Here is a 20,385-nt window from a genome sequence, read left to right as displayed (position 1 = left end):
GCCGAAGCAGGCGGGAGAACGATTCATGAGCATCACGCGCCGGGCCGCGCTGGCCGCCTTCGTCCTGCCCACCGTCGCGCGGGGGCAGGAGGCCTTCCCCAACCGTCCGGTCCGGCTAATCGTTCCCTATAGCGCTGGCGGCATCGCCGACACCGTCGCCCGCATCGTCCAGCCAAAGGTGGCAGACGCGCTGGGCCAGTCCCTCATCATCGAGAACAAGACCGGCGCCTCGGGCGCGCTCGGCGCCGCTGCCGCAGCGCAATCTGCGCCCGATGGCTACACGCTGGTCCTGGAAGGCGCCACGACCATAACCTCGCCGCTGGTCAATCGCTCCCTGCCGCTCGACTACGAGATGCTGGTGCCGGTTACCCAGCTGACCGCCGCGCCCTACGTGCTCGGCATGCGGGCGGATTTCCCGGCGCAGGACCTGCGCGGCTTCCTGGCCGAGGCGGCGCGGCGGCCCGGCACCGTGACCTTCGGCACGCCCGGCGTCGCCCATGTCGGCCACCTGATGGGAGAACTGATGCAGGCCATGGCCGGGGTGAAGCTGGAGCACATCCCCTATCGCGGCGGCGCCGACGCGGCGCGCGACTTGGCGGCCGGGCGGATCGACGCGGTCTTCATCAGCGAGAGCAGCCTGCGTCCGGTGCTGGAAAGCGGCAAGGCAAGGCCGATCGGCGTGACCGGCACCACCCGCCGCCCGAACCTGCCCGGCGTGCCGGCGATCGCCGAGGTGCTGCCGGGCTACGACCTCTCGACCTGGATCCTTGTCTTCGCTCCGGCCGGCACGCCGGAGGCGGTGCAGCAACGCCTGGCCGCCGCCTTCGGCGCGGCGACGACCGATCCCGCAACCCGGGTGCGGCTCGAGGCGACCGGCAGCGACCCCGCCAGCGCGACCCCTGCCGAGGCGCGGGCGCTGCACGCCCGCGACAAGGCGGTGATTGGACGGCTGATGCGGGACGCCGGGCTGCTGGCCGGCGGCTGAGACGCGGGACGCATCGCCGGCTGGGGATCGCCGGGCCCACTATCCCCCTGGGGGCACCGGGGCAGCAGCGGTTCAGCTGCCCTTGTCGCCGCCCCGGCTGCCGGCCGGACGCTCGAGCGGCACGACGCCGCCGGCGCCCCCGCTCGGCGGCACGGGCTGCAGCACCGGCAAGCCGCGGGTCTCACTCGGGCCCGGGGTTATTGGCCGGTCGCACCCGGCGAGCGCCAGGACGACGGTCAGGCAGGACAGCGCAATGCGCATCGGATGATCCTTTCGCGGTTGGGGGCTCAGGCGCGCGGCAGGCCGGGTGCGTCGCGGCTGCCGGCGCCGGTCGCCTTGTCCTCGGCCTGGCCGGCGGCCTGTGGCCCGCTGTCGTCCGGCTTGTTGTCCTTCACCTTGATGTTCACCGGGCCACCCGGGGCGGCCGCATCCTTGCGGTTCACCCCCTGCTCGCGGTCCGATTTCGGGTATTGCGCCTCCGGCCGCTTGTCGCGCGGGACCGGCTCGGGCCCCAGCGGTCCGTCGTTGCCGGCAGTGGTCAACTCATAGTCCTCGCCCGGATTTTTCGATTGGTCGGGGCGCATATTGGGTTCGTCGGGCACGGCGTTGCTCCGGAACTGGCGTGCGGCGCGGATTCCGGCTGCCGGGCGGTGCTGCCCCGCGCCGATCCGCTCCGGATTGGCTCGCGAAGCAGATTCACGCCTCCGGGCGATGCTGCCCTTCGTCGATCCGCTCCGGTCTCCCCTGCAACGCGCCAGCCCGGCCGGGGATCATGCTCTTTCGGCGGCTGCCCGCGGCGCCGGCAGCACCGCCCCGCCACCCTCGCCGGGCGGCGCCAGCGCCGCCTCCATCGCCACCCGCAGTGCACCCAGCTTGCGGTCGTTCTCGACCTTCAGGCCGAAGACATCCTTCACGTAGAAGACGTCCACAGCCCGCACCCCATAGGTCGTAATGTGGGCGGAGGCGATCTGCAGCCCCTGGTCGCTGATCGCGGCGGTGACGTCGTGCAGCAGGCCGGGCCGGTCGCGGCCGTTCACCTCGATCACGGTGTGGGTGTTCGAGGCATGGTTGTCGAAGACCACCCGCGGCGGGACGGTGACGGCGCGCAGCCGGGCCGGCTCGCGCCGCACCTTGCGGATCTCGTCCCGCAGCCGCAGGCGGCCGGACAGCGACTGCTCGATCAGCACGGCAAGCCGGGCCAGGCGGTGCGGCGCGTCGAAGGCGCCGCCCATAGCGTCCTGCACCCAGAAGGTATCCAGCGCCATGCCATTGGTCAGCGTGTGGATGCGCGCGTCGACGATGCTGGCGCCGGCCACGGCAAGCGCGCCGGCGATGCGGCTGAACAGGCCGGGATGGTCGGCGGCATAGACGGTGATCTCGGTCACCGCGCGGGATTCCAGCACCCGGGTGCGGACCGTCAGCGGCGCCTTGGTCGCCTCCGCCTCGCGGATCAGCGCGGCGTGACGAGCATGCGTCTCGGCATCGAAGGACAGCCAGTAGCCGGGATAGCCGAGCGAGAGGAACTTGTCGCGATCCGTGTCCGGCCAGCCGGCCAGCATGGCCGCCGCGGCGTCGCGGGCACGCGCCACGCGCACGTCGCGCTCCGGCACGCTCAATCCGCCGGCCAGCACTTCCGCCACGCGCCAGTAGACTTCCCGCAGCAGGGTCGCCTTCCAGCCGTTCCAGACCTTCGGCCCGACCGCGCGCATGTCACAGACCGTGAGCACCAGCAGCAGCCGCAGGCGCTCCGGCGACTGCACCAGGTCGGCGATGTCGAGGATGGTCTTCGGGTCCTCGATGTCGCGCTTGAAGGCGGTCTGGCTGACCAGCAGGTGGTGCAGCACCAGCCAGGAGACGGTCTCGGTCTCCTCCGGCGTCAGGCCGATCTTCGGGCCGAGCTCCGTCGCGATGCGGGCGCCGAGTTCCGAATGGTCGCCGCCGCGGCCCTTGGCGATGTCGTGCAGCAGCGTCGCCACATAGAGCGCGCGGCGCGACTGCAACTGGCCGACCAGCTCGGTCGCCACCGGCGCCGCCTCGGTCAGGTCGCCGCGCTCGACCTGCTGCAGCACGCCGATCGCCTCGATCGTGTGCTCGTCGACCGTATAGACATGGTAGGTGTCGAACTGCATCAGCCCGACGATGCGGGCCCAGTCCGGGATGAAGCGGGAGAGGAATCCCGTCTCGTTCATCAGCCGCAGCCAGGTCGCGGCGTCGCGCCCGGTCAGCAGGTCGAGGAAGAGAGTATTCGCCTCCTCCGTCCCGCGGATGGCGGCGGCATGGTGGGCGTTGCGGATCAGCGCCCGGATCGCCAGCGGGTGGATCTCGAGCTTGCGGTCCCGCGCGGCCTTCAGGATCCGCAGCATCAGGACCGGCTCGCGGGAGAAGTCGCGGTTCGGCGGCGCCGCCACCAGCTTGCCGTCGGCGAAGGCGAGGCCCGCCTCGGCCAGCGCCGCATCGCCATGCCGCCGCGTCGCCGGCGGGCCGAGCGCGGCGCGCTCGATCGCCGGCTCCAGCACGCGGGTCAGTCGCAGCACGTCGCGCACCGTCAGGAACAGGTGCTTCATGAAGCGCTCGACGCCGTCCTGCCGGCCGCGCGGGGTATAGCCCATGCGGGCGCCGACCACCGGCTGGAAGTCGAAGGTCAGCCGGTCCTCGGCCCGGCCGGCGACGTAGTGCAGGTGGAAGCGGACGGTCCAGAGGAAGTCCCAGGACCGCCGGATGGCGCGCGCCTCGTGCTCGGACAGCAACCCGCCGCCGGGACTGTCCGGCCCGACCAGGTCGGGCATGCGCTGGGTGCCGAAGGCGTAGCGCGCCAGCCAGTAGAGGGTCTGCAGGTCGCGCAACCCGCCGCGGCCTTCCTTGATGTTGGGCTCGACGAGATAGGGGCTGTCGCCGTAGCGGGCATGTCGCCCGGCGCGTTCCGTCCGCTTGGCGGCGAGGAAGGGGCCGAGCCCGCGCTGCTGGCGGGTGCGGGTGAAGACCTCGGCAAAGCGCTCGAAGACCGGCTTCTCCCCGGCCAGGAAACGGGCATCGACCAGGGCGGTCAGGATGGTCGCATCCTTGGCGCTCTCGTCCATGCAGTCGCGGATGGACCGCGTGGCATGGCCGACCTTCAGGCCAAGATCCCAGAGCAGGTAGAGCACGAACTCCACCACCCGCTGGGCGCGCGGCCCGGCCGACTGGTCGGTAAGGAAGAGCAGGTCGATATCGGAATAGGGCGCCAACACGCCGCGGCCGTAGCCGCCGGTGGCCACCAGGGCGAAGGGCGGCTCGTTCATCTCCACGGCGCCGCGGGCGGGGACCATCGCCAGGGCGTAATGGTGGATCGCGGTCATCAGCCCGTCGCTCAGCGCCGCCAGCCAGCGGGCGGCGGCGAGTCCGGAAAGCTCGTGCGCCTCGAACCCGTCCTGCACGGTGGACTGGATGCGGCCGAGATGACGCCGCAGCAGGTCCAGCGCATCCTCCCGCCGGATCGGGCCACCGCCGGCTTCGCCGGTGAGCTCGGCGATCAGGTCGGGAATGACGGTCGGCATCTCGGCCAGCGCCGGGTGGCGCTGGGCATTGGCCCGGGCGGGAAAAGCGGCGGCTGCGGTCATTCCCGCCAGAATAACCCTAGTCAGCCGCCGGGGACAGCACCAACCAATAGGCTTTTCAGCCGATACAAAGCCTCCTGCGCCTCACGGGGTGACAGTGCGTCGGGGTCGAGCGCCGCCAGGGCATCGAGGGCAGGGTGGGCATCGGAGGCGTGCGTCGCCGGCCGGGCAAAGAGCGGCAACTCGTCCGAGAGCGGGTCGAGCCCGCGGGCGCGCTCCTCCAGCGAGGCGAGGACCTGCGCCGCCCGGGCCAGCACCGCGCGCGGCACCCCGGCCAGCTTCGCCACATGCAGACCCCAGCTGCGCTCCGCCGTGCCGGGGCCGACGGCATGCAGGAAGACGACCTCCCCCTTCCACTCGCGCACCCGCATCGTCGCCGGGGTCACCTCCGGCAACTTGCCGGCCAGGGCGGTCAGCTCGTGGAAATGGGTGGCGAAGATGGTCCGGCAGCGGGTGCGGTCGTGCAGCGCCTCGAGCGCCGCCCAGGCGATCGCCAGCCCGTCCCAGGTGGCGGTGCCGCGGCCGACCTCGTCCAGCACCACCAGCGATCTGGGGCCGGCGAGGTTCAGGATGGCCGCGGTCTCCGCCATCTCGACCATGAAGGTCGAGCGCCCGCCGGCCAGGTCGTCCGAGGCGCCGACGCGGGAAAACAGGCGATCGACCAGGCCCAGCCGGGCGCTCTCGGCCGGCACGAAGAGTCCGGCCTGGGCGAGGACCACCAGCAGCGCGTTCTGCCGCAGGAAGGTGGATTTGCCGGCCATGTTCGGCCCGGTCAGCAGGCAGATGCGCCGCCCCGGCGAGAGGTCGCAGTCGTTCGGCACGAAGGCCGGGCCCTTGTTGCGCGCAAGGGCCGCGGCGACCACCGGGTGGCGGCCGGCCGTGATGCAGAAATCCGCCCGCTCAGTCAGCTCCGGCCGGCACCAGCCGCCGCCAGCGGTCAGTTCGGCAGCGGCGGCATGGAGGTCGATCTCGGCCAGCGCCTCGGCCGCGGCGGTGATGCCCGGCGCGGCTGAAAGGCAGAGGCCGCGCAGGTGCCGGGCGATGGTCTTCTCCCGCCGCGCCGCCTCCTGGGCCGCTTCCGACAGCCGGCGGTCGAGCGCGGCGAGCGCGGCGCAGGTGAAGCGGACGCCGTTCGCCATGGTCTGGCGGTGGATTGGCGCAAAGTCGCCGGTCGCCTTGACCGGCGGGTTGCGCAGCAGGGTCTCGGCGGGTGCCGGCGGCAGTTCGGCCAGGTAGCCGAATTGCTGGTGGTGGCGGACCTTCAGGCTGGCGACGCCCCAGGCCTGGGCGAGGTCGAGCTGCAGCGCGGCGATGGCGCCGCGGGCATCGTCCCTGAGCCGCCGCAGCCCGTCGAGCTGGCCGTCGTAGCCCGGCGCCACGATCCCCGGATCGTCGAGCCGGGCGGGCAGGGTTTCCGCCAGGGCGCGGCCGAGCTCGGGCGCCGGGTCCTCGGCCGGGCGCAGCGCCCGGGCGCTCTCGGCGAGCAGCGGCGGGATGGCGGCCAGCCCCTCCGGCCGCTCCAGCGCCGCGGCGATGCTCGCCGCCCGGCCCAGCCCGTCCCGGATCGCGGCGAGGTCGCGCGGGGCGAAGCGGTCGAGCGCGAGGCGGCCGAGCGCGCGGGCCATGTCCGGCGCGCCCTTCAGCGCGGCGCGGATCCGCACCCGCAGCGCCGGGTCGGCCAGCAGCGCGGCGACGGCGTCGTGCCGGGCGGCGATCGGCGCCGGCTCGGCCAGCGGGCAGCCGAGCCGGTCGGCCAGCAGCCGGGCGCCGGCGGCGGTCACCGTGCGGTCGACGGCGGCGAGCAGGCAATCGCGGGTATTGCCGCGTTCGCTCCGCAGTATCTCGAGGCTGCGTCTTGTCGCCGCATCCATCTGCAGCACGCCGCGGCCGCCGCGCGGGACCGGGCGTGTGAGGTGCGGCAAGGCGCGGCCGGCCGCGCCCTTCTGCGTCGCGCGGACATAGTCGAGTGCCATGGCGGCCGCCGCAGCCTCGCCGGCGGAGAAACTGCCGAAACCTTCCAGGGTGGCGACGCCATAGGCCTCAGCCAGGCGGCGCGCGCCGTCGCGCGGCACGCCGGTCTCGACCGCGCCGGGCAGCGCCAGGCTGGCGGGGGCCAGCACCTCGGCTGGCTCCAGCCGGGCCAGCAGGGCGGGCAGGTCATCGAGCGCCAGCGCCTCGGTCTCGAAGGCGCCGGTGGACAGGTCGAGCCAGGCCGCGCCGAGCCGCCCCTCATCCGGGGCAAGGGCCAGCAGCCAGGCCGGCCGCGAGGCCTCGAGCAGCGTCTCCTCCGTCACCGTGCCCGGCGTGACCAGCCGCACCACCTCCCGCCGCACCGCCGCGGCCTTGCGGCGCTTGGCTTCCTCCGGCGTCTCCATCTGCTCGGCGATGGCGACGCGGAAGCCGCGGCGGATCAGCCGGGCCAGGTAGCTTTCGTGGCTGTGGGCCGGGACGCCGCACATCGGCACCCTCATGCCCTGGTGCTCGCCCCGATAGGTCAGCGCGATGTCGAGCGCCTCCGCCGCCGCTTCGGCGTCGGCGAAGAACATCTCGAAGAAGTCGCCCATGCGGAAGAAGAGGATTGCGTCCGGATGCGCCGACTTCAGCGCAAACCACTGCGCCATGGCGGGGGAGGCGCCTTCGGCGGTCGGCACGCGGGCGGCGGGATCGGTGGCCTGGTCCATGCCGGTCTGTAGCCCTTTCGCAGCGCCGGCGGCAGCCCCGTCCGCATCGCGGACAATCGGCCAACCATTGTTTTTCCGCGACTTGCCTTCGCAGCCGCGAAGCCACTGCCTTCACGGCAGGCCCCGCGACTGCGTAAATGGCGGCAGGGAGGGGAGGCCGGCAAACAGGCCCCCTCGACAGGCGCGCGAAGGGACCAGTTCAGATGGATGACCAACCGATGGCAGGGCTTGCCGGCTCCCTCGCCGATGGCCGCACCGCCCGCGTCACGCCGGAGGAGGCGCTGGCGCTGCATGCGGAAGGCCGCCCGGGCAAGCTGGAAATCCGGCTGACCAAGCCGCTGATCACCGCGCGGGACCTGAGCCTGGCCTATTCGCCCGGTGTCGCCGAGCCCTGCCTGCACATCGCCCGCGATCCGAAACTGGCCTATGACTACACGGCCAAGGGCAATTTCGTCGCGGTCATCTCGAACGGCACCGCGGTGCTGGGCCTGGGCAATCTCGGCGCGCTGGCGTCGAAGCCGGTGATGGAGGGCAAGGTCGCCCTCTTCAAGCGCTTCGCCGATGTTGACGGCATGGATCTCTGCATCGACACCGAGGATGCCGACGCCTTCGTCAACGCGGTGCGCTACCTCGGGCCCAGCTTCGGCGGAATCAACCTCGAGGACATCAAGGCGCCGGAATGCTTCATCATCGAGCAGCGGCTGCGCGAGCTGATGGACATTCCGGTCTTCCACGATGACCAGCACGGCACCGCCATCGTCGCCGCGGCCGGGCTGATCAACGCGGCGCACCTGACCGGGCGTGACCTGGCCGAGACGAAGCTGGTCATCAACGGCGCCGGCGCCGCGGCGGTCGCCTGCGCCGAGCTGCTGCGGGCCATGGGGATGCGGCCCGAGAACATCATCATGTGCGACACCAAGGGCGTGCTCTGGCGGGGCCGCACCGAGGGCATGAACCAGTGGAAGTCGGCCCATGCGGTCGAAACCCGCGCCCGCACCCTGACCGAGGCACTGGCGGGCGCCGACGTCTTCTTCGGCCTGTCCGCGAAGGGTGCGGTGACGCAGGAGATGGTCCGCGCCATGGCCGACAAGCCGATCATCTTCGCCATGGCGAACCCGGACCCCGAGATCACGCCGGAGGAAGCCAAGGCGGTCCGCCCCGACTGCATCATCGCCACCGGCCGGTCGGACTATCCGAACCAGGTCAACAATGTCCTCGGCTTCCCCTTCATCTTCCGCGGCGCGCTCGACGTCCGGGCCAGCACGATCAACGACGCCATGAAGATCGCCGCCGCGCGCGCCCTGGCGCTGCTGGCGCGGGAGGACGTGCCGGAGGAGGTGAACACCGCCGGCGCCGGCAAGTCGCTGCGCTACGGGCCGGAATACATCATCCCGAACGCCTTCGACCCGCGGCTGATCAGCCGCGTGCCGGTCGCGGTGGCAAAGGCGGCCGTCGACAGCGGCGTGGCCCGCCGGCCGATCACCGACCTGCCGCGCTACGCGCGCAGCCTGACCGGGCGGCTGGATGCGACGGCGAATGCGCTCGAGCTGATCACCGAGCGGGTGCGGGCCAACCCGCGCACCGTCGTCTTCGCCGAGGGCGAGGAGGAGAAGGTGATCCGCGCTGCCATCGCCTTCCACAACGCGGGCTACGGCACCGCGGTGCTGGTGGGCCGGGAGGACCGCATCCAGGCGACGATGCGGGCCATCGGCGTGCCGCTGCCGGAGGGCATCGTCATCCGCAATGCCCGCAATTCCGACAGCAACCGCCGCTATGCCGAATACCTCTATGGCAAGCAGCAGCGGCATGGCTTCCTGTTCCGCGACTGCCAGCGGCTGGTCAACCAGGACCGCAACGTCTTCGCCGCCTGCATGGTGGCGCTGGGCGATGCGGATGCCATCGTCACCGGCGTGACCCGCAGCTACTCGGTGGCGCTCGAGGGGATCACCTCGGTCATCGACCCGGCGCCGGGCGGCATCATGTTCGGCCTGACCCTGTTGCTGGCGCGCGTCTCCGGCACCGTCTTCGTCGCCGACACGGCGATCCACGAACGCCCCGACGCCGCGACGCTGGCGGAGATCGCCATCCAGTCCGCCGCCGCGGCGCGCCGGCTGGGGCACGAGCCGCGCGTCGCCTTCCTGTCCTTCTCGACCTTCGGCGACCCGAAGGGCTCGATCCCCGGCTCGATCCGCGAAGCGGTGAAGCTGCTGGACCAGCGGCAGGTGGATTTCGAGTACGACGGCGAGATGTCGGCCGACGTGGCGCTGGACCCGGCACTGCGGGCGCACCTCTATCCCTTCTGCCGGCTGACCGGCGCGGCCAACGTCCTGGTAATGCCCGGCTTGCATGCCGCGCATATCCTGACCAAGTCGGTCCCCCGCCTGACCAGCGGCACGGCGATCGGGCCGCTGCTGATGGGCCTGTCGAAGCCGGTGCAGATCGTGCCCGTCGATGCCAGCGTCACGCAGCTGCTCGACATGGCCTGCCTCGCGGCGCATGCGGCCATTGCGCGGTGACAGCCCCAGATCGTCCTGGGCCGTCCTGCGGCCCGGGGCGTGAAGCGGCCGCTTCCCCCGGATCGACGCACCCCCTCTTCACCATCGGGTACGAGGGGACGACGCCGGACCGGCTGATCGAGACCCTGCGCGAGGCCGGCGTCACCACGCTGGTCGACGTGCGGGAACTGCCGAACAGCCGCCGCCCCGGCTTCGCCAAGCGCGCGCTGTCAGAGGCGCTGGGGCGGGCCGGCATCGGCTACCGCCATCTCCGCGCGCTCGGCACCCCACCGGAAGGCCGTGCCGCGGCGAAGGCGGGCCGGACCGCCGAGATGAAGCGGATCTTCGGCGCCAGGCTGGCCGGCACCGAGGCGCAGGCGGCGGTCGCCGCGCTGGCCGTCGAGGCGCGCGAGGGGCGGGTCTGCCTGCTCTGCCTCGAGGCCGATCCTGCGCAGTGCCACCGCAGCCTGGTGGCCGAGGCGGTTGCAAGCCCAGGCGATATTGCCATTGTCCACCTGCATGCGGCCGGCGCTCTCCCGGCCTGAATGCGGGGGACCCGATGCCGCTCAGCCTCATCCTGCACGATCTCTCGGCCTTGGCGCCGGATGACGAAAAACGCTTCTTCGAATCGATTTTTCAGATCGCGCCGGAGCACTGGCAGGTCTCGAAAGGTGCGACTCTGGCCGAAACCGGCGTCTCGCCCGCTTATCTGCGCGACCACCTGCTCCGCACCTTGCCGGCGCCGGCGCGGGTGGGGACGCAATTGCTGGTCACCCATGTCTCCGCCGATGCGGCCTGGAACGCCCTGCCAGTGGCGGGCGAACAATGGGTGCGGGACGCGCTGGCCCCTTAAGGCCGGCCTAAGCCCTTTCTCTCGAAAATGTTATATTCCGCTCGGGACCTATCGCCCACGCATGTAGCGCCGCTCCGGGCGGTAGCGGACCCAGTGGCGGAGACGATTCCAGGAGAGATGGGCGAGAAGGCGCTGCAGCATCGGCGGCAATTCCGGATGGCCTGTTCGGGACCTACCTATGACGCCATGGGATTATGGACGGGTTACGGCGCCCCTTGCCCCGCAATCACCACGATCCCGACCGAGGTCGCGGGATGGCCGGCGATCGAGAGCCGCAGATGCGGCGGCGTCAGTGGACCGAGCGGCACCCGCCCTTCCTCGAAAGGCGGCACATCGACGAACTGGTCCATGATTCCCGGCGGATGCGCGTGGTCGAGCGGCAGCATCCGGTGCCCTTGCGCCGCGAGTCTGGCCGCCAGCGCGTCCAGGTGCTTCCGCTGGTAAAGCACCGTCGTGCCCTGGGAGAGGGTCTCTCCCGCCTCGTCCAGGTTCAGCTCGGTGGTGTGCACCGCGATGCCGCCCGGCTTCAGGCAGCGCATTGCCGCCTCGACGAAAGCCATGCCGCGCTCGTGCGAGCCCAGGTGCTCCATCGCGCAGGCCGACCATACGATGTCGCGGCTGCCGTCCTGCAGCGCCGCCGGTAGGGCCGCCATGTCAGCGGTGCGGAACTCGACCAGCCGGTCGAATTCGGCACGGTCCGACAGATGCGCGCGGAACAGCGGATCGGTGTTGCGGCCATGCTGGCCGGTCCGGATCCAGTCCTCCGCCCGGGCATCATCGGCCGCGAGATCGGTCGCCAGCACCGCGACCCCGCGCGAGGCAAGGATGGCCGGCAGCGGTTCCTGCCCCACCGCGAAGCCGAGCGCGCGGCGACCCGGCTGCAGGACGCCCTGTTCCCACAGCACCTGGAGGATGAACCCGTCCTCCCAAAGCTTGCGGTGGTAGAAGGGCGTCGTGCCGAGCGCGCGGCACCAGTGGCGGATCCAGTAGCCCTCGATGTCGGTCTGCCGGCAGGCCCGGCTGGTCAGGCCAAAGGGCGCCGGCTCCTCCGGCAGCGGGACATGCGGGCCGGCAAGGCCGGCCGCGTAGTGGCGCTGGGCCAGATCGGCGCCCAGCACCTTCACCGTCCAGCGCAGCAACTCGATCTCGCGGGTCTGCCGCTGCAACCATTCGTGTGGCGGCGTCATCTTGCCGCGGCGGCGGACGAGCGAGCGGAGGAAGCGCAAGGGCATGCGGCAGGATGTGCCGCATGCGGGTCAACAACTCAATGCGGGCGCTACCGGGGGTAGCCGCTTCAGCCGTCCAGCCGGATCCCCAATTCGCGGATCAGCGGTCGCCATTCGGCATTCTCCCGGGCGACGAAGGCCTGAAATTCCCCCGGGCTCAAGGATGCGCTCTCGATCCCCAGCGTCTTGAAACGGTCCTGCACGTCGGGGGCGCCGACGCCGGCCTGAAGCGCTTCGGCCAGTTTCGCCACCAGCGGCGCCGGTACCGCGCCCGGCACGCTCATGCCCTGCCAGCCATAGGCGACGGCATTGGCGAAGCCGAGCTCGCGCAGGGTCGGCACCTCCGGCGCGCGCGGGCTGCGGGCCTCGGAGAAGACACACAGGGTCTTCACCTTGCCGCCGGTGATGAAGGGGATGCCGGAGGCGCAGTCGATGACGACGCCGTCCAGGTTGCCCGCCAGCAGGTCCTGCATCGCCGCCGGGCCGCCGCGATAGGGCACGTGCATGGCTTCCAGCCCGGTGCGGCGCTTGACCATCTCCATCGCCAAGTGATGCGGCGAGGCGACGGCGGGCGAGCCGTAATTAGGCGCCTTCAGCTTCGACTGGGCGACGAAATCGGCGAAATCCTTCGCCGGGTGGTCGGGGCGGACCACGATGAAGAGCGGGAAGCGGCCTATGAAGCCGACGCCCTGCAGGTCGCGGTCCGGGTCGAAGGGCAGCTTCGCATAGAGCGCCGGGTTGTAGACCAGGATGCCGTTGTCGACGTGCAGCAGCGTGTAGCCGTCCGGCGCGCTGCGGACGACGGCGTCGCTGGCGACCACGGCGCCGCCGCCCGGGCGGTTCTCCACCACCACGTTCTGGCCGAGCGCGCCGGCCATGTGGCTGCCGATCAGCCGGGCGAAGGTATCGCTGGCGCCGCCCGGCGGGTAGCCGACGATCCAGCGCAGCGGCCGGTCCGGCCAGCTCTGGGCCTGGGCGCCGCTGGCGCCAGCCAGCGCCGCCGCCCCGATCCCCGCCACAATCCCGCGCCGTCCCAGCATGGCATCCGCTCCGCTCTCGCCCAAGGCATCTACCGGAAACATCGGGCCTTCGTCACGACCCCAGCAGCAGGATCCAGAGCGGCAGGGTGAGGATCGCCACCAGGTGCTCCAGCGTGGTCAGCGCCGCCATCAGCGGCGCGTCGCCGCCCATGGCGCGGGCCATGACATAGCTGGTGGTCGCGGTCGGCAGAGCCATGAAGACCAACGCGGCCGAGAGCGCCAGCGGCTCCAGCCCCAGCGCGCGGCCGAGCAGCAGCACCATGGCCGGCACCAGGACTAGCTTGATGACGCAGGTGGCCAGTTGCAGCGGCAGCCGGTTGCGCATCGCGCCGAGCGAGAGCGCGGCGCCGACGCAGAGCAGGCCGAGCGCGACCGAGGCCTGGCCGAGCGAGCGGGCCAGCGGCGCGATCCCCGGCGGCAACCCGCCGGCGAGCGACACGGCGAAGCCGGCCAGGCAGGCCAGCAGCAGCGGGTTCAACGCCAACTGCCGCGCCGCCCGTGCCGGCGAGAAGCCGCGCCCACCGCCGAGGGCGAAGACCAGGGTGGTCATCAGCTGGACGAAGGGCACGATCAGCCCGGTGGCGACCGCGCCGAGCGAGGTGCCGGCGGCGCCGAACATCCCGGCCATCACCGCGAAGCCCATCAGGTTGTTGAAGCGGATGCCGCCCTGGAAGACCGAGGTCCGCGCCGGGTGGTCGACCCCCGCCGCCCAGGCCAGGGCCAAGCTGAGCCCAGCCCCGCCGAGCAGCGCCAGCCAGATCGCGGTCGCCATGCCGCCGATCGGCAAGGTTGCCAGGTCGACTGCGGCGATGGCCGAACAGAGCAGCGCCGGCATCAGTACCCAGAAGACCAGGCGCTCGATCCCCGCCCAGACCTGGCCGTCCGGCAGCAGGTATCGGCGCAGCAGGGCGCCGAGCAGCAACAGGCCGAAGGGCGGCACGAAGACGTCGAGGTAGAGGATCAAAGGTCCGGGCCGCGCTGGAGAGGGCGATCGGGCGATACGGGGGGCTCCCGAGGATTTCGTCCAGCCCCCGGGCGACCCGCCCCATCGACCCTGCTGGCCGGCATGGGGTGATGTATGCGCTAAGTCGCCGTGGCATCCGCTCAGGCCGGCACAACCTTCATGCGACATAATACCGAAAATCGTACAACTTCGGGTGATGGGTGATAGGGCGTCGCCGCGCTGCCCGTCGGCCCGTCGGGTCAAGCCATGTCGACCGATGCCGCCGCCACTTCCGCAGGTCTGCCGGTCGTTCCGGCCAAGCCGGCGTCGGCTGCCCCGCGGCTGCGCCCGATGCGGGCGGCCTTGCTGGGCTGGCTCGCCTGCGCGCTCGGGATCGGTCTCGGCACCTGGGCCTACCTCGATTCCACTTTGCGCGCCGCCCAGGCGGGCCGGACCATTGAGGCCCAGGCCGGCGCGGCGGCCCTGGAGCAGAACCTGCTGCGGGTCTTCGAGGTGGTGACCGCGCAACTCGACCTGCTCGAGACGCGGGAGCGCATGCTGGCCGAGTGGGAGAGCGCTGCCGCGCGGGGGATCGAGGAGCACCTGCGGCGCAGCGTGACCGCCAACCGCTTCGGCGTGACCGCGGCCAACGCCGTCGGCCTCGACGGCGTCGTCCGTTTCGGCACCACGCCAGGGATGGAAGGCACCTATGTCAGCGACCGCGATACCATCGCGGCACGACCGCGCGGCGAGGTGCCGGGCCTTGCGGTCAGCCGCCCGGTGCAGGCCCGGGTCAGCCAGCGCTGGAGCGTGCTGGTGACCAGGCCGCTGCGCGATGCCGATGGGGGAATCCAGGGGGTCGGCTCGGTGCTGCTGGACCCCATCGCGCTCGGCGCCGACTTCGCAACGCAGATGCCGCAGCCGGGCCGTGTCGCCATCCTGCGCGGGCTGCCCGACGGTGCCATCCTGGCCCGCAGCCGCGACGCGGAGGCCGATCTGGCCCGCACCCCGGCGCCCGACCATCCGCTGATCCTGGCGGCGCGCGCGGCCTCCGCAGGCACCGTCGGGTACCACCGCGCCCGGGACGACCACCCGGTGCTGGCCGGCTGGCGCGTGCCGCCTGGGCTGCCTGTGGTCGTCGCCGCGGTCATCGCCGTGGATGCCGAGTTGGCCGACCTGCGCAGCCACCGGGTCGCCGTGATCGCCGGGGCAGGCCTGCTGGCGGCCTTTGCGCTCGGCCTTGCTCTGGCACTCGGCGCCTGGTCGGCCTCGCAGCAGGAGCGCGCCAGCCTGGCCGAGGCGATGTCGCAGCAGCGCCGCGACATCATGGCGGTGCTGGTACACGAGATCCGCACGCCGCTGACCGGCCTGCTCGGCTTCGGCCGGTTGCTGGCCGAGGCGCCGCTGCCGCCGGAGCAGGCACGCCAGGCGGCGATGGTGCTCGAGTCCGGCCAGGTGCTCTTCGCCCTGCTGAACGACATCCTCGACCTCGCCAAGCTGGATGCTGGCAAGGTCAGCCTGGAGGCGCTGCCCTTCCGCCCGGCCAAGGTGCTGGCCGATGCCGCCGCCCTCGCCGCGGGGAGGCGCGGACCAAGGGTCTGGCGCTGGTGGTCGACCTGGCGCCCGGCCTGCCTGACTGGGCGGCAGGCGACCCGACCCGGCTGCGGCAGATCGTCGGCAATCTGCTGTCCAATGCGGTGAAGTTCACCGAAGCTGGGGCAGTGACCCTGGTGGCGTGGGTGGCGGAACGGCGGCCGGATGGCGGGACGGTCCTGGCGATCGAAGTCCGCGACAGCGGGATCGGTATCGCCCCCGAGGCCTTGCCGCGGCTCTTCACCCTGTTCGAGCAGGCGGATGCCGGCATCGCCCGGCATTACGGCGGGACCGGGCTCGGCTTGGCGATCTGCCGCCGGCTGGCCCTGGCGATGGGCGGCGGCATAACGGTCGAGAGTACCCTCGGGAAGGGCAGCCGCTTCCGGGTCCGGCTGCCCTTCGGCCCGGCCGAGGCGCTGGCGGAGCCGCCCATCAATCCGCCGGCGGAGATACCCGGCCCGGCGCCGCTCGCGGTGCTGGTGGCGGACGACAGCCGGGCCAACCTGGGACTGATGCAGGCCTATCTCTGCCGGGCCGGCCACCGCGTCGTCACCGGCGCCAGCGGGGACGAGGCGGTGGCCGCGGCCGAGGCGGAGAGGTTCGACGTCATCCTGCTCGACCTCAACATGCCGAGCCTCGACGGGCCGGGCGCGGTGCGGCTGATCCGCAACGGCACCGGCCCGAACCGGCGCACGCCGATCCTCGCCCTGACGGCGGGAGCCGAGGAGGCGGATCGGGTCCGCGCGCTGGCCTCGGGCATGGATGCCTACCTGATCAAGCCGATCGGGGAGGCGGGGCTGGCGCGAGCCCTGGCCGCGGCGCTGACGGCGCGGGAGATGGCCGGCTGAATCGGACCGCCGCAGGGCGCAACCGGCCGGAGGTGCTGACCTCCTTCCAAGGCGAAGAACCGCGGCGGAGCGGCGTCCTGGCAGGAAGGCGATTCGCTTCCGGCAACCATAGTGTCTCGACGGGGTCTCATACCTGACGCAAGAAGTTCCGACCTGGGGCCCGCAGGGCCGAGGCGCCGAACAGCGCCCGCCGCCGGTGCGGCGAAGCCAAGCCATGCGGGGGCAAGGCGCCGGCGTCCGAGGGGCACGACGGTATGACCTTAGTGCCCCTCGGTATCAGACGCCCGGGTCGGCCGGCGGCGCGGCCGGGCCGGTCGTGGCGGGAATTGGCCGCGCCTGTCGCGCGCCGGCGATCTCGCCCAGGCAGCCGGCCTCGGTGCGCTTTTCGGCGCCCTGCGCCCGCGCCGCGGCATGCGCCACCGAAAGCCCATGCGCGGCAGGATAGAGAACGAGGTCAAGCGCGCAGCCCGTCCCGGCATAGAGCCAGACCTCGGAATTGCCTTCCGGCCGGCGCAGGGTGGGTTCGCCGAGCCAGCGGCGCAAGGCTCCCGGCCCGGCGCCGAGCAACTCGGAGGCACTGGCAGGATGGCCGCTGGCTGGACCCCCGGACAGGGCATGGCGGAATTCGGGCCGTTCGAAGCCCGGCTGGAACACGGGTTGCGCGGCAGTGCCGACCCGCACCACCGCGGCGGCCATCGGAACGGGCGGGCCCATCGCCACAAGGCTGGCCTGGCCGCTTTCCATTGCCGTCCGCATGGCGACGGCTTCCCGGTCGCCCGCCGCGGCACAGCCAGCGGGCAGCAGCATCAGCAGCAATCGGAGGCGGGGCGCCATGGCCGCGCTGTCTCCGGATCGGGCATCGCGGGTGCGGGCCCGGGGTGGGTGCCCGCCGCCGGTCACCCGGCGGCGGGCTAAGGCTCAGGCGTCGGCGGGGGCCGGCATCACCGGGGCGGGCGTCGCCGGGCGCGGCGAGGTGGAGGCCTGCGCCTCGGTCAGCATCTCCATGCGGCCGGAGACCTGGCCGCCTTCCTCGACGGAGAGCTTCCGGCAGCGAGCAATGCCGTTCACCTTGCCGCTGGCGCGGATCACCAGGCTGTTGCGGGCGGTGATGGTGCCGTCGAACAGGCCGGCGATCTCGGCGTCCTCGACCTGGACCTCGCCCTTGAAGATGCCGGTCTGGGCGACGAAGAGCTCGCTTGCCTGGATCATCTGGCTTTCAACGGTGCCCTCGACCACCAGCCGCTCGGCATCGGCGACGGTGCCCTGCAGGCTGATGCCGCGGCCGACCACCAGGGTGCGGCGCTCGGCGGGATCGATCCGGGCGGTCGGCCGGGCCGGGACGCCGACTGGGGCGGGGCGAATGCCGACATTCGGCGCGGCGGGGGTGGCGGTCGGCTTCGGAGCCAGAGACATGTTGGGCGCGTCCTTGGATGCTGGGCGGAATGGCGGCACGCCGAAGTCGGAATCCTTGGCGGCGGGAACTGCCGCCGGTGTCGGGTCGGCGGCCGGCGTGGCCGGCCCGTCGTCACGTTTGCGGCCGAAGATGGCCATGCTGTCCCCCTTCAGAACGGTGCGGCGGACAATGCGTCGGGAGGTCCCGCGCGGCGTGTCGCGCAATGCCACCGGGCTACCATGCGGGCTCGCGCGCGCACAACGGCGACATCGCGTTCCTGCGAGGATTTTGCAGGATATTTCGCTTCAGCCTCGATGCAGCAGGTGGGTCATGGCAGCGGCGCCGAAAACCGGAACCAGAAGGTTAACAATCGGAACAAAAGAAAGCGCCGAGAGCAGCGCGCCGAGGGCCAGGACCGGGCCTTCGCGCCGCCGCCGCAGCAGCCTCGATTCGCCGACCGACATGCGCCGCTGCGCCACCCCCTCGAACAGCCCGTGGCCGAGCGCGACGGCGCCGATCAGCCAGAGCGCGACCGCGCCGAAGGGCGGCGCCAGCAGCGCCAGCGGCAGGGCGAGCAACGAGACCGCGGCGACCTTCAGGCCGAAGGTCAGGTTGAAGGCGGTCTGCGCTCCGAGCCCGGCGCCGCGGGCCGGCGGCAGGCCGGGATAGTAGCGTTGCTCCACCGCCGCCGAAACCGGGTCAAGGAAGATCCCGGCGATCCCCAGCATGGCCGGGACGAAGAGCCAGAACGCCAGGCCCAGGGTCAATACGCCGCCCAGCGTCGCCGCCAGCGTCGCCAGCCAGCCGGTGCCGCCGGCCAGCGCCCCGGTGCCCCAGGCGGCCAAGGCCGAGAGCCCGGCGAAGACCGCGACGGCCCCGAGAAAGCCCTTGAACAGCGGCCCGAGGAAGGCGGGGTCCGGCAACTGGCGCAGAGTCAGCATACAGGCGGCGAGCATCGGTCCATCCAGCTTGGGGCGCGCGGCAGCGTTGGTTGCCCCCCCGCAGCGGGGGGGCTATCCGGTCCACACCCCGCCCGCAACGCCAGCCAACCCCATGAGGTCGCGACCGACATGAGCGAGCCCACCCTCGATATCCTCGGCATCGGCAACGCCATCGTCGACGTGCTGGCCCGTGCCGAGGACGGCTTCCTCGAGGACCGCAACCTGGCCAAGGGTGCCATGCGCCTGGTCGGGCCGGAGGAGGCGGAGGCGCTCTATGCCGCGATGGGGCCGGGCACCGAGAGCTCGGGCGGCTCGGCCGGCAATACCTGCGCGGTGGCGGCGGCGCTGGGCGCCCGGGTCGGCTTCCTCGGCAAGGTGGCGGACGACCAGCTCGGCCGGGTCTTCGCGCACGACATCCGCGCCGCCGGCGTTCATTTCCCCACCCGCCCGCTGGAAGGGGGGGCGCCCACCGCCCGCTGCCTGATCCTGGTGACGCCCGACGCGCAGCGGACCATGAACACCTTCCTTGGTGCCTGCGTCGATTTCTCGGCTGCCGACGTGGACGAGGCCGAGGTGGCCCGCGCCAAGGTCCTCTATATGGAAGGCTACCTGTTCGACCCGCCGGCGGCGCAGGCGGCCTTTATGGAGGCGTCGCGCATCGCCCACCGGCATGGCCGCCAGGTGGCGCTCAGCCTGTCGGATGCCTTCTGCGTGCAGCGCCACCGTCAGGCCTTCCGCAAGCTGGTGCGGGAGGAGGTCGATATCCTCTTCGCCAACGAGAGCGAAATTCTGGCGCTCTACGAGACCGAGGATTTCGAGGCGGCGGCCGAGCTGGCCCGGGGCGAGGTGGCGCTGGCGGCGCTGACCCGCAGCGCCGCCGGCAGCACAATCATCGCTGGCGAGGCACGGCACGAGGTTGCCGCGGTGCCGACCAAGGTGGTGGACACGACCGGTGCCGGTGATGCCTATGCGGCCGGCTTCCTCGCCGCCTATACCCGAAGCTTGGCGTTGCCGGAGTGCGGCCGCTGGGGCTCGGCCGCGGCGGCCGAGGTGATCTCGCATTTTGGTGCCCGCCCGCAGGGTGATGTGAAGGCCCTGATCGTTGCCGGCACGGGGAACCGGCCGGTCTCTGCCGTGTTGGGTTGACGCGGGCCGGAACGCAACGGGGACGCGAAAAATCCTCGGGCGCTTCGGATCCGGTCAGGGCCGCTCACTGGGAGATGGCGGGCCGGGCCCGCCCCCGGATGAGAGAGACCCCATGCGTCGAACCGAACTCATTGCCACCGCGCTCGGCGCGGTGCTGCTTGCCACACCTGCCTTTGCCACCTGTGGCGGCAACCTGGACGAGGCGTCCGACCGGTCCGGCTTCATTGTCCTGGCCCAGGGCGGCTCGGGCGCCGACAGCGGCGGCACCGGCGGCCTGACCAGCGCCACGCCCGGCTCGCCCGCGGCCGGCAACCTAGGCAGCACGCCGCAGAACATGCAGGGCCGCAGCCAGCAGCCCGCCCAGGGCGCCGCGGTGCCCTTGGCGCCGAGTGGCGGCCGCGGTGCCCCCGACCCGAGCGCCAGTTCCGGCGCCAGGCAGGAAGCTCCCGGCGGCACGGCGGTAATGCCGGGCGACCGCACCAACCGGCGATAATCGAAGGGGGCGGGGCCCGAGGGCCCCGCCCTGCGCGCAGGTTCCGGCTGCCCTGCGGCATTCAAGGCTCGCTTTTCCGGCGCCGGCATCCTATCTGTGCGCCGCAACATGCCGCCTGCCTGCGCCGCACGTGCCCGTCGCCTCCTGCGACCGGG

Annotated in this window: 18 protein-coding genes; 8 read left to right on the top strand and 10 right to left on the bottom strand. The window is 72.2% G+C overall.

The window, feature by feature from the left end; translation table 11 throughout:
* Positions 1-25 precede the first annotated feature (25 nt).
* Positions 26-985, top strand: a complete 960-nt coding sequence (locus E2C06_RS06050; RefSeq protein ID WP_165982244.1) for a Bug family tripartite tricarboxylate transporter substrate binding protein — start codon at positions 26-28, stop codon at positions 983-985.
* Between the two features lie 72 nt (positions 986-1,057).
* On the opposite strand, the gene E2C06_RS06045 is transcribed toward E2C06_RS06050, so the two are convergent.
* The 4 genes from E2C06_RS06045 to mutS all read right to left on the bottom strand — a co-directional run bounded on the left by E2C06_RS06045 (position 1,058) and on the right by mutS (position 7,259).
* Complete coding sequence (locus tag E2C06_RS06045) at positions 1,058-1,246, bottom strand: hypothetical protein (RefSeq protein ID WP_133287692.1); 189 nt, start codon at positions 1,244-1,246, stop codon at positions 1,058-1,060.
* A 26-nt stretch (positions 1,247-1,272) separates the two neighbouring features.
* Positions 1,273-1,587 (bottom strand): hypothetical protein, encoded by a 315-nt coding sequence (locus E2C06_RS06040; RefSeq protein WP_133287691.1) that lies wholly within the window; start codon positions 1,585-1,587, stop codon positions 1,273-1,275.
* A 168-nt stretch (positions 1,588-1,755) separates the two neighbouring features.
* Positions 1,756-4,581 carry a [protein-PII] uridylyltransferase gene (locus E2C06_RS06035; RefSeq protein WP_133287690.1) on the bottom strand — a complete coding sequence of 942 codons (2,826 nt, stop codon included), beginning with the start codon at positions 4,579-4,581 and terminating at the stop codon, positions 1,756-1,758.
* Between the two features lie 20 nt (positions 4,582-4,601).
* Positions 4,602-7,259: a DNA mismatch repair protein MutS gene (mutS, locus tag E2C06_RS06030; protein WP_133287689.1), complete on the bottom strand. Its 2,658-nt coding sequence runs from the start codon at positions 7,257-7,259 to the stop codon at positions 4,602-4,604.
* Positions 7,260-7,462: 203 nt separating this feature from the next.
* On the opposite strand from mutS, the gene E2C06_RS06025 reads away from it, so the two are divergent.
* From E2C06_RS06025 to E2C06_RS06015, 3 genes are read left to right on the top strand one after another with little or no spacing between them, the layout of a single operon-like run.
* A complete protein-coding gene (locus E2C06_RS06025; RefSeq protein ID WP_241671138.1) occupies positions 7,463-9,775 on the top strand; it encodes an NADP-dependent malic enzyme in 2,313 nt (770 codons plus the stop codon).
* Entirely contained in the window at positions 9,772-10,299 is a 528-nt protein-coding gene (locus E2C06_RS06020; protein ID WP_133287688.1) for a DUF488 domain-containing protein, read from the top strand. Before E2C06_RS06025 ends, E2C06_RS06020 begins: the two co-directional genes overlap by 4 nt.
* Positions 10,300-10,313: 14 nt before the next feature.
* Positions 10,314-10,607: a hypothetical protein gene (locus tag E2C06_RS06015; RefSeq protein WP_133287687.1), complete on the top strand. Its 294-nt coding sequence runs from the start codon at positions 10,314-10,316 to the stop codon at positions 10,605-10,607.
* Between the two features lie 203 nt (positions 10,608-10,810).
* On the opposite strand, the gene E2C06_RS06010 is transcribed toward E2C06_RS06015, so the two are convergent.
* The 3 genes from E2C06_RS06010 to E2C06_RS06000 all read right to left on the bottom strand — a co-directional run bounded on the left by E2C06_RS06010 (position 10,811) and on the right by E2C06_RS06000 (position 13,837).
* Positions 10,811-11,839 carry an SAM-dependent methyltransferase gene (locus E2C06_RS06010; protein WP_241671137.1) on the bottom strand — a complete coding sequence of 343 codons (1,029 nt, stop codon included), beginning with the start codon at positions 11,837-11,839 and terminating at the stop codon, positions 10,811-10,813.
* 62 nt (positions 11,840-11,901) lie between these two features.
* On the bottom strand, positions 11,902-12,873 hold the full coding sequence (locus tag E2C06_RS06005) for a Bug family tripartite tricarboxylate transporter substrate binding protein (protein ID WP_133287686.1): 972 nt from the start codon (positions 12,871-12,873) through the stop codon (positions 11,902-11,904).
* A 52-nt stretch (positions 12,874-12,925) separates the two neighbouring features.
* Positions 12,926-13,837: an AEC family transporter gene (locus E2C06_RS06000; RefSeq protein ID WP_133287685.1), complete on the bottom strand. Its 912-nt coding sequence runs from the start codon at positions 13,835-13,837 to the stop codon at positions 12,926-12,928.
* 246 nt (positions 13,838-14,083) lie between these two features.
* Here E2C06_RS06000 and E2C06_RS05995 point away from each other — a divergent pair, with 246 nt between their 5' ends.
* Both E2C06_RS05995 and E2C06_RS37395 read left to right on the top strand, forming a co-directional pair.
* Positions 14,084-15,517, top strand: coding sequence for a PDC sensor domain-containing protein (locus E2C06_RS05995; RefSeq protein ID WP_133287684.1), 1,434 nt, complete (start codon positions 14,084-14,086; stop codon positions 15,515-15,517).
* Positions 15,424-16,257, top strand: coding sequence for an ATP-binding protein (locus E2C06_RS37395; protein WP_165982243.1), 834 nt, complete (start codon positions 15,424-15,426; stop codon positions 16,255-16,257). Before E2C06_RS05995 ends, E2C06_RS37395 begins: the two co-directional genes overlap by 94 nt.
* A gap of 276 nt (positions 16,258-16,533) precedes the next feature.
* Here the strand turns inward: E2C06_RS37395 and E2C06_RS05985 are convergent, their stop codons facing one another.
* The 3 genes from E2C06_RS05985 to E2C06_RS05975 form a co-directional block, all read right to left on the bottom strand.
* On the bottom strand, positions 16,534-17,091 hold the full coding sequence (locus E2C06_RS05985; RefSeq protein WP_133287683.1) for a hypothetical protein: 558 nt from the start codon (positions 17,089-17,091) through the stop codon (positions 16,534-16,536).
* A gap of 84 nt (positions 17,092-17,175) precedes the next feature.
* A complete protein-coding gene (locus tag E2C06_RS05980; RefSeq protein WP_241671136.1) occupies positions 17,176-17,808 on the bottom strand; it encodes a bactofilin family protein in 633 nt (210 codons plus the stop codon).
* A 147-nt stretch (positions 17,809-17,955) separates the two neighbouring features.
* Positions 17,956-18,606 (bottom strand): EI24 domain-containing protein, encoded by a 651-nt coding sequence (locus E2C06_RS05975; RefSeq protein ID WP_133287682.1) that lies wholly within the window; start codon positions 18,604-18,606, stop codon positions 17,956-17,958.
* 114 nt (positions 18,607-18,720) lie between these two features.
* On the opposite strand from E2C06_RS05975, the gene E2C06_RS05970 reads away from it, so the two are divergent.
* A complete protein-coding gene (locus E2C06_RS05970; protein WP_133287681.1) occupies positions 18,721-19,737 on the top strand; it encodes an adenosine kinase in 1,017 nt (338 codons plus the stop codon).
* A 112-nt stretch (positions 19,738-19,849) separates the two neighbouring features.
* Positions 19,850-20,230: a hypothetical protein gene (locus E2C06_RS05965; protein WP_133287680.1), complete on the top strand. Its 381-nt coding sequence runs from the start codon at positions 19,850-19,852 to the stop codon at positions 20,228-20,230.
* Positions 20,231-20,385 lie beyond the last annotated feature (155 nt).

Source organism: Dankookia rubra, from assembly GCF_004355005.1.
GTDB lineage: Bacteria > Pseudomonadota > Alphaproteobacteria > Acetobacterales > Acetobacteraceae > Paracraurococcus > Paracraurococcus ruber_A.
This window is presented reverse-complemented; position numbering and strand designations above follow the sequence as displayed.

Excerpts from the sequence above, each read along its gene's own strand:
- E2C06_RS06045 (WP_133287692.1), bottom strand. The coding sequence starts at position 1,246 with ATGCGCATTGCGCTGTCCTGCCTGACCGTCGTCCTGGCGCTCGCCGGG.
- E2C06_RS05965 (WP_133287680.1), top strand. The coding sequence starts at position 19,850 with ATGCGTCGAACCGAACTCATTGCCACCGCGCTCGGCGCGGTGCTGCTT.
- E2C06_RS05980 (WP_241671136.1), bottom strand. The coding sequence starts at position 17,808 with ATGGCCATCTTCGGCCGCAAACGTGACGACGGGCCGGCCACGCCGGCC.
- E2C06_RS06005 (WP_133287686.1), bottom strand. The coding sequence starts at position 12,873 with ATGCTGGGACGGCGCGGGATTGTGGCGGGGATCGGGGCGGCGGCGCTG.
- E2C06_RS05970 (WP_133287681.1), top strand. The coding sequence starts at position 18,721 with ATGAGCGAGCCCACCCTCGATATCCTCGGCATCGGCAACGCCATCGTC.
- E2C06_RS06050 (WP_165982244.1), top strand. The coding sequence starts at position 26 with ATGAGCATCACGCGCCGGGCCGCGCTGGCCGCCTTCGTCCTGCCCACC.
- E2C06_RS06015 (WP_133287687.1), top strand. The coding sequence starts at position 10,314 with ATGCCGCTCAGCCTCATCCTGCACGATCTCTCGGCCTTGGCGCCGGAT.
- E2C06_RS05975 (WP_133287682.1), bottom strand. The coding sequence starts at position 18,606 with ATGCTCGCCGCCTGTATGCTGACTCTGCGCCAGTTGCCGGACCCCGCC.
- E2C06_RS06010 (WP_241671137.1), bottom strand. The coding sequence starts at position 11,839 with ATGCCCTTGCGCTTCCTCCGCTCGCTCGTCCGCCGCCGCGGCAAGATG.
- E2C06_RS05995 (WP_133287684.1), top strand. The coding sequence starts at position 14,084 with ATGTCGACCGATGCCGCCGCCACTTCCGCAGGTCTGCCGGTCGTTCCG.
- E2C06_RS06025 (WP_241671138.1), top strand. The coding sequence starts at position 7,463 with ATGGATGACCAACCGATGGCAGGGCTTGCCGGCTCCCTCGCCGATGGC.
- E2C06_RS06035 (WP_133287690.1), bottom strand. The coding sequence starts at position 4,581 with ATGACCGCAGCCGCCGCTTTTCCCGCCCGGGCCAATGCCCAGCGCCAC.
- E2C06_RS05985 (WP_133287683.1), bottom strand. The coding sequence starts at position 17,091 with ATGGCGCCCCGCCTCCGATTGCTGCTGATGCTGCTGCCCGCTGGCTGT.
- mutS (WP_133287689.1), bottom strand. The coding sequence starts at position 7,259 with ATGGACCAGGCCACCGATCCCGCCGCCCGCGTGCCGACCGCCGAAGGC.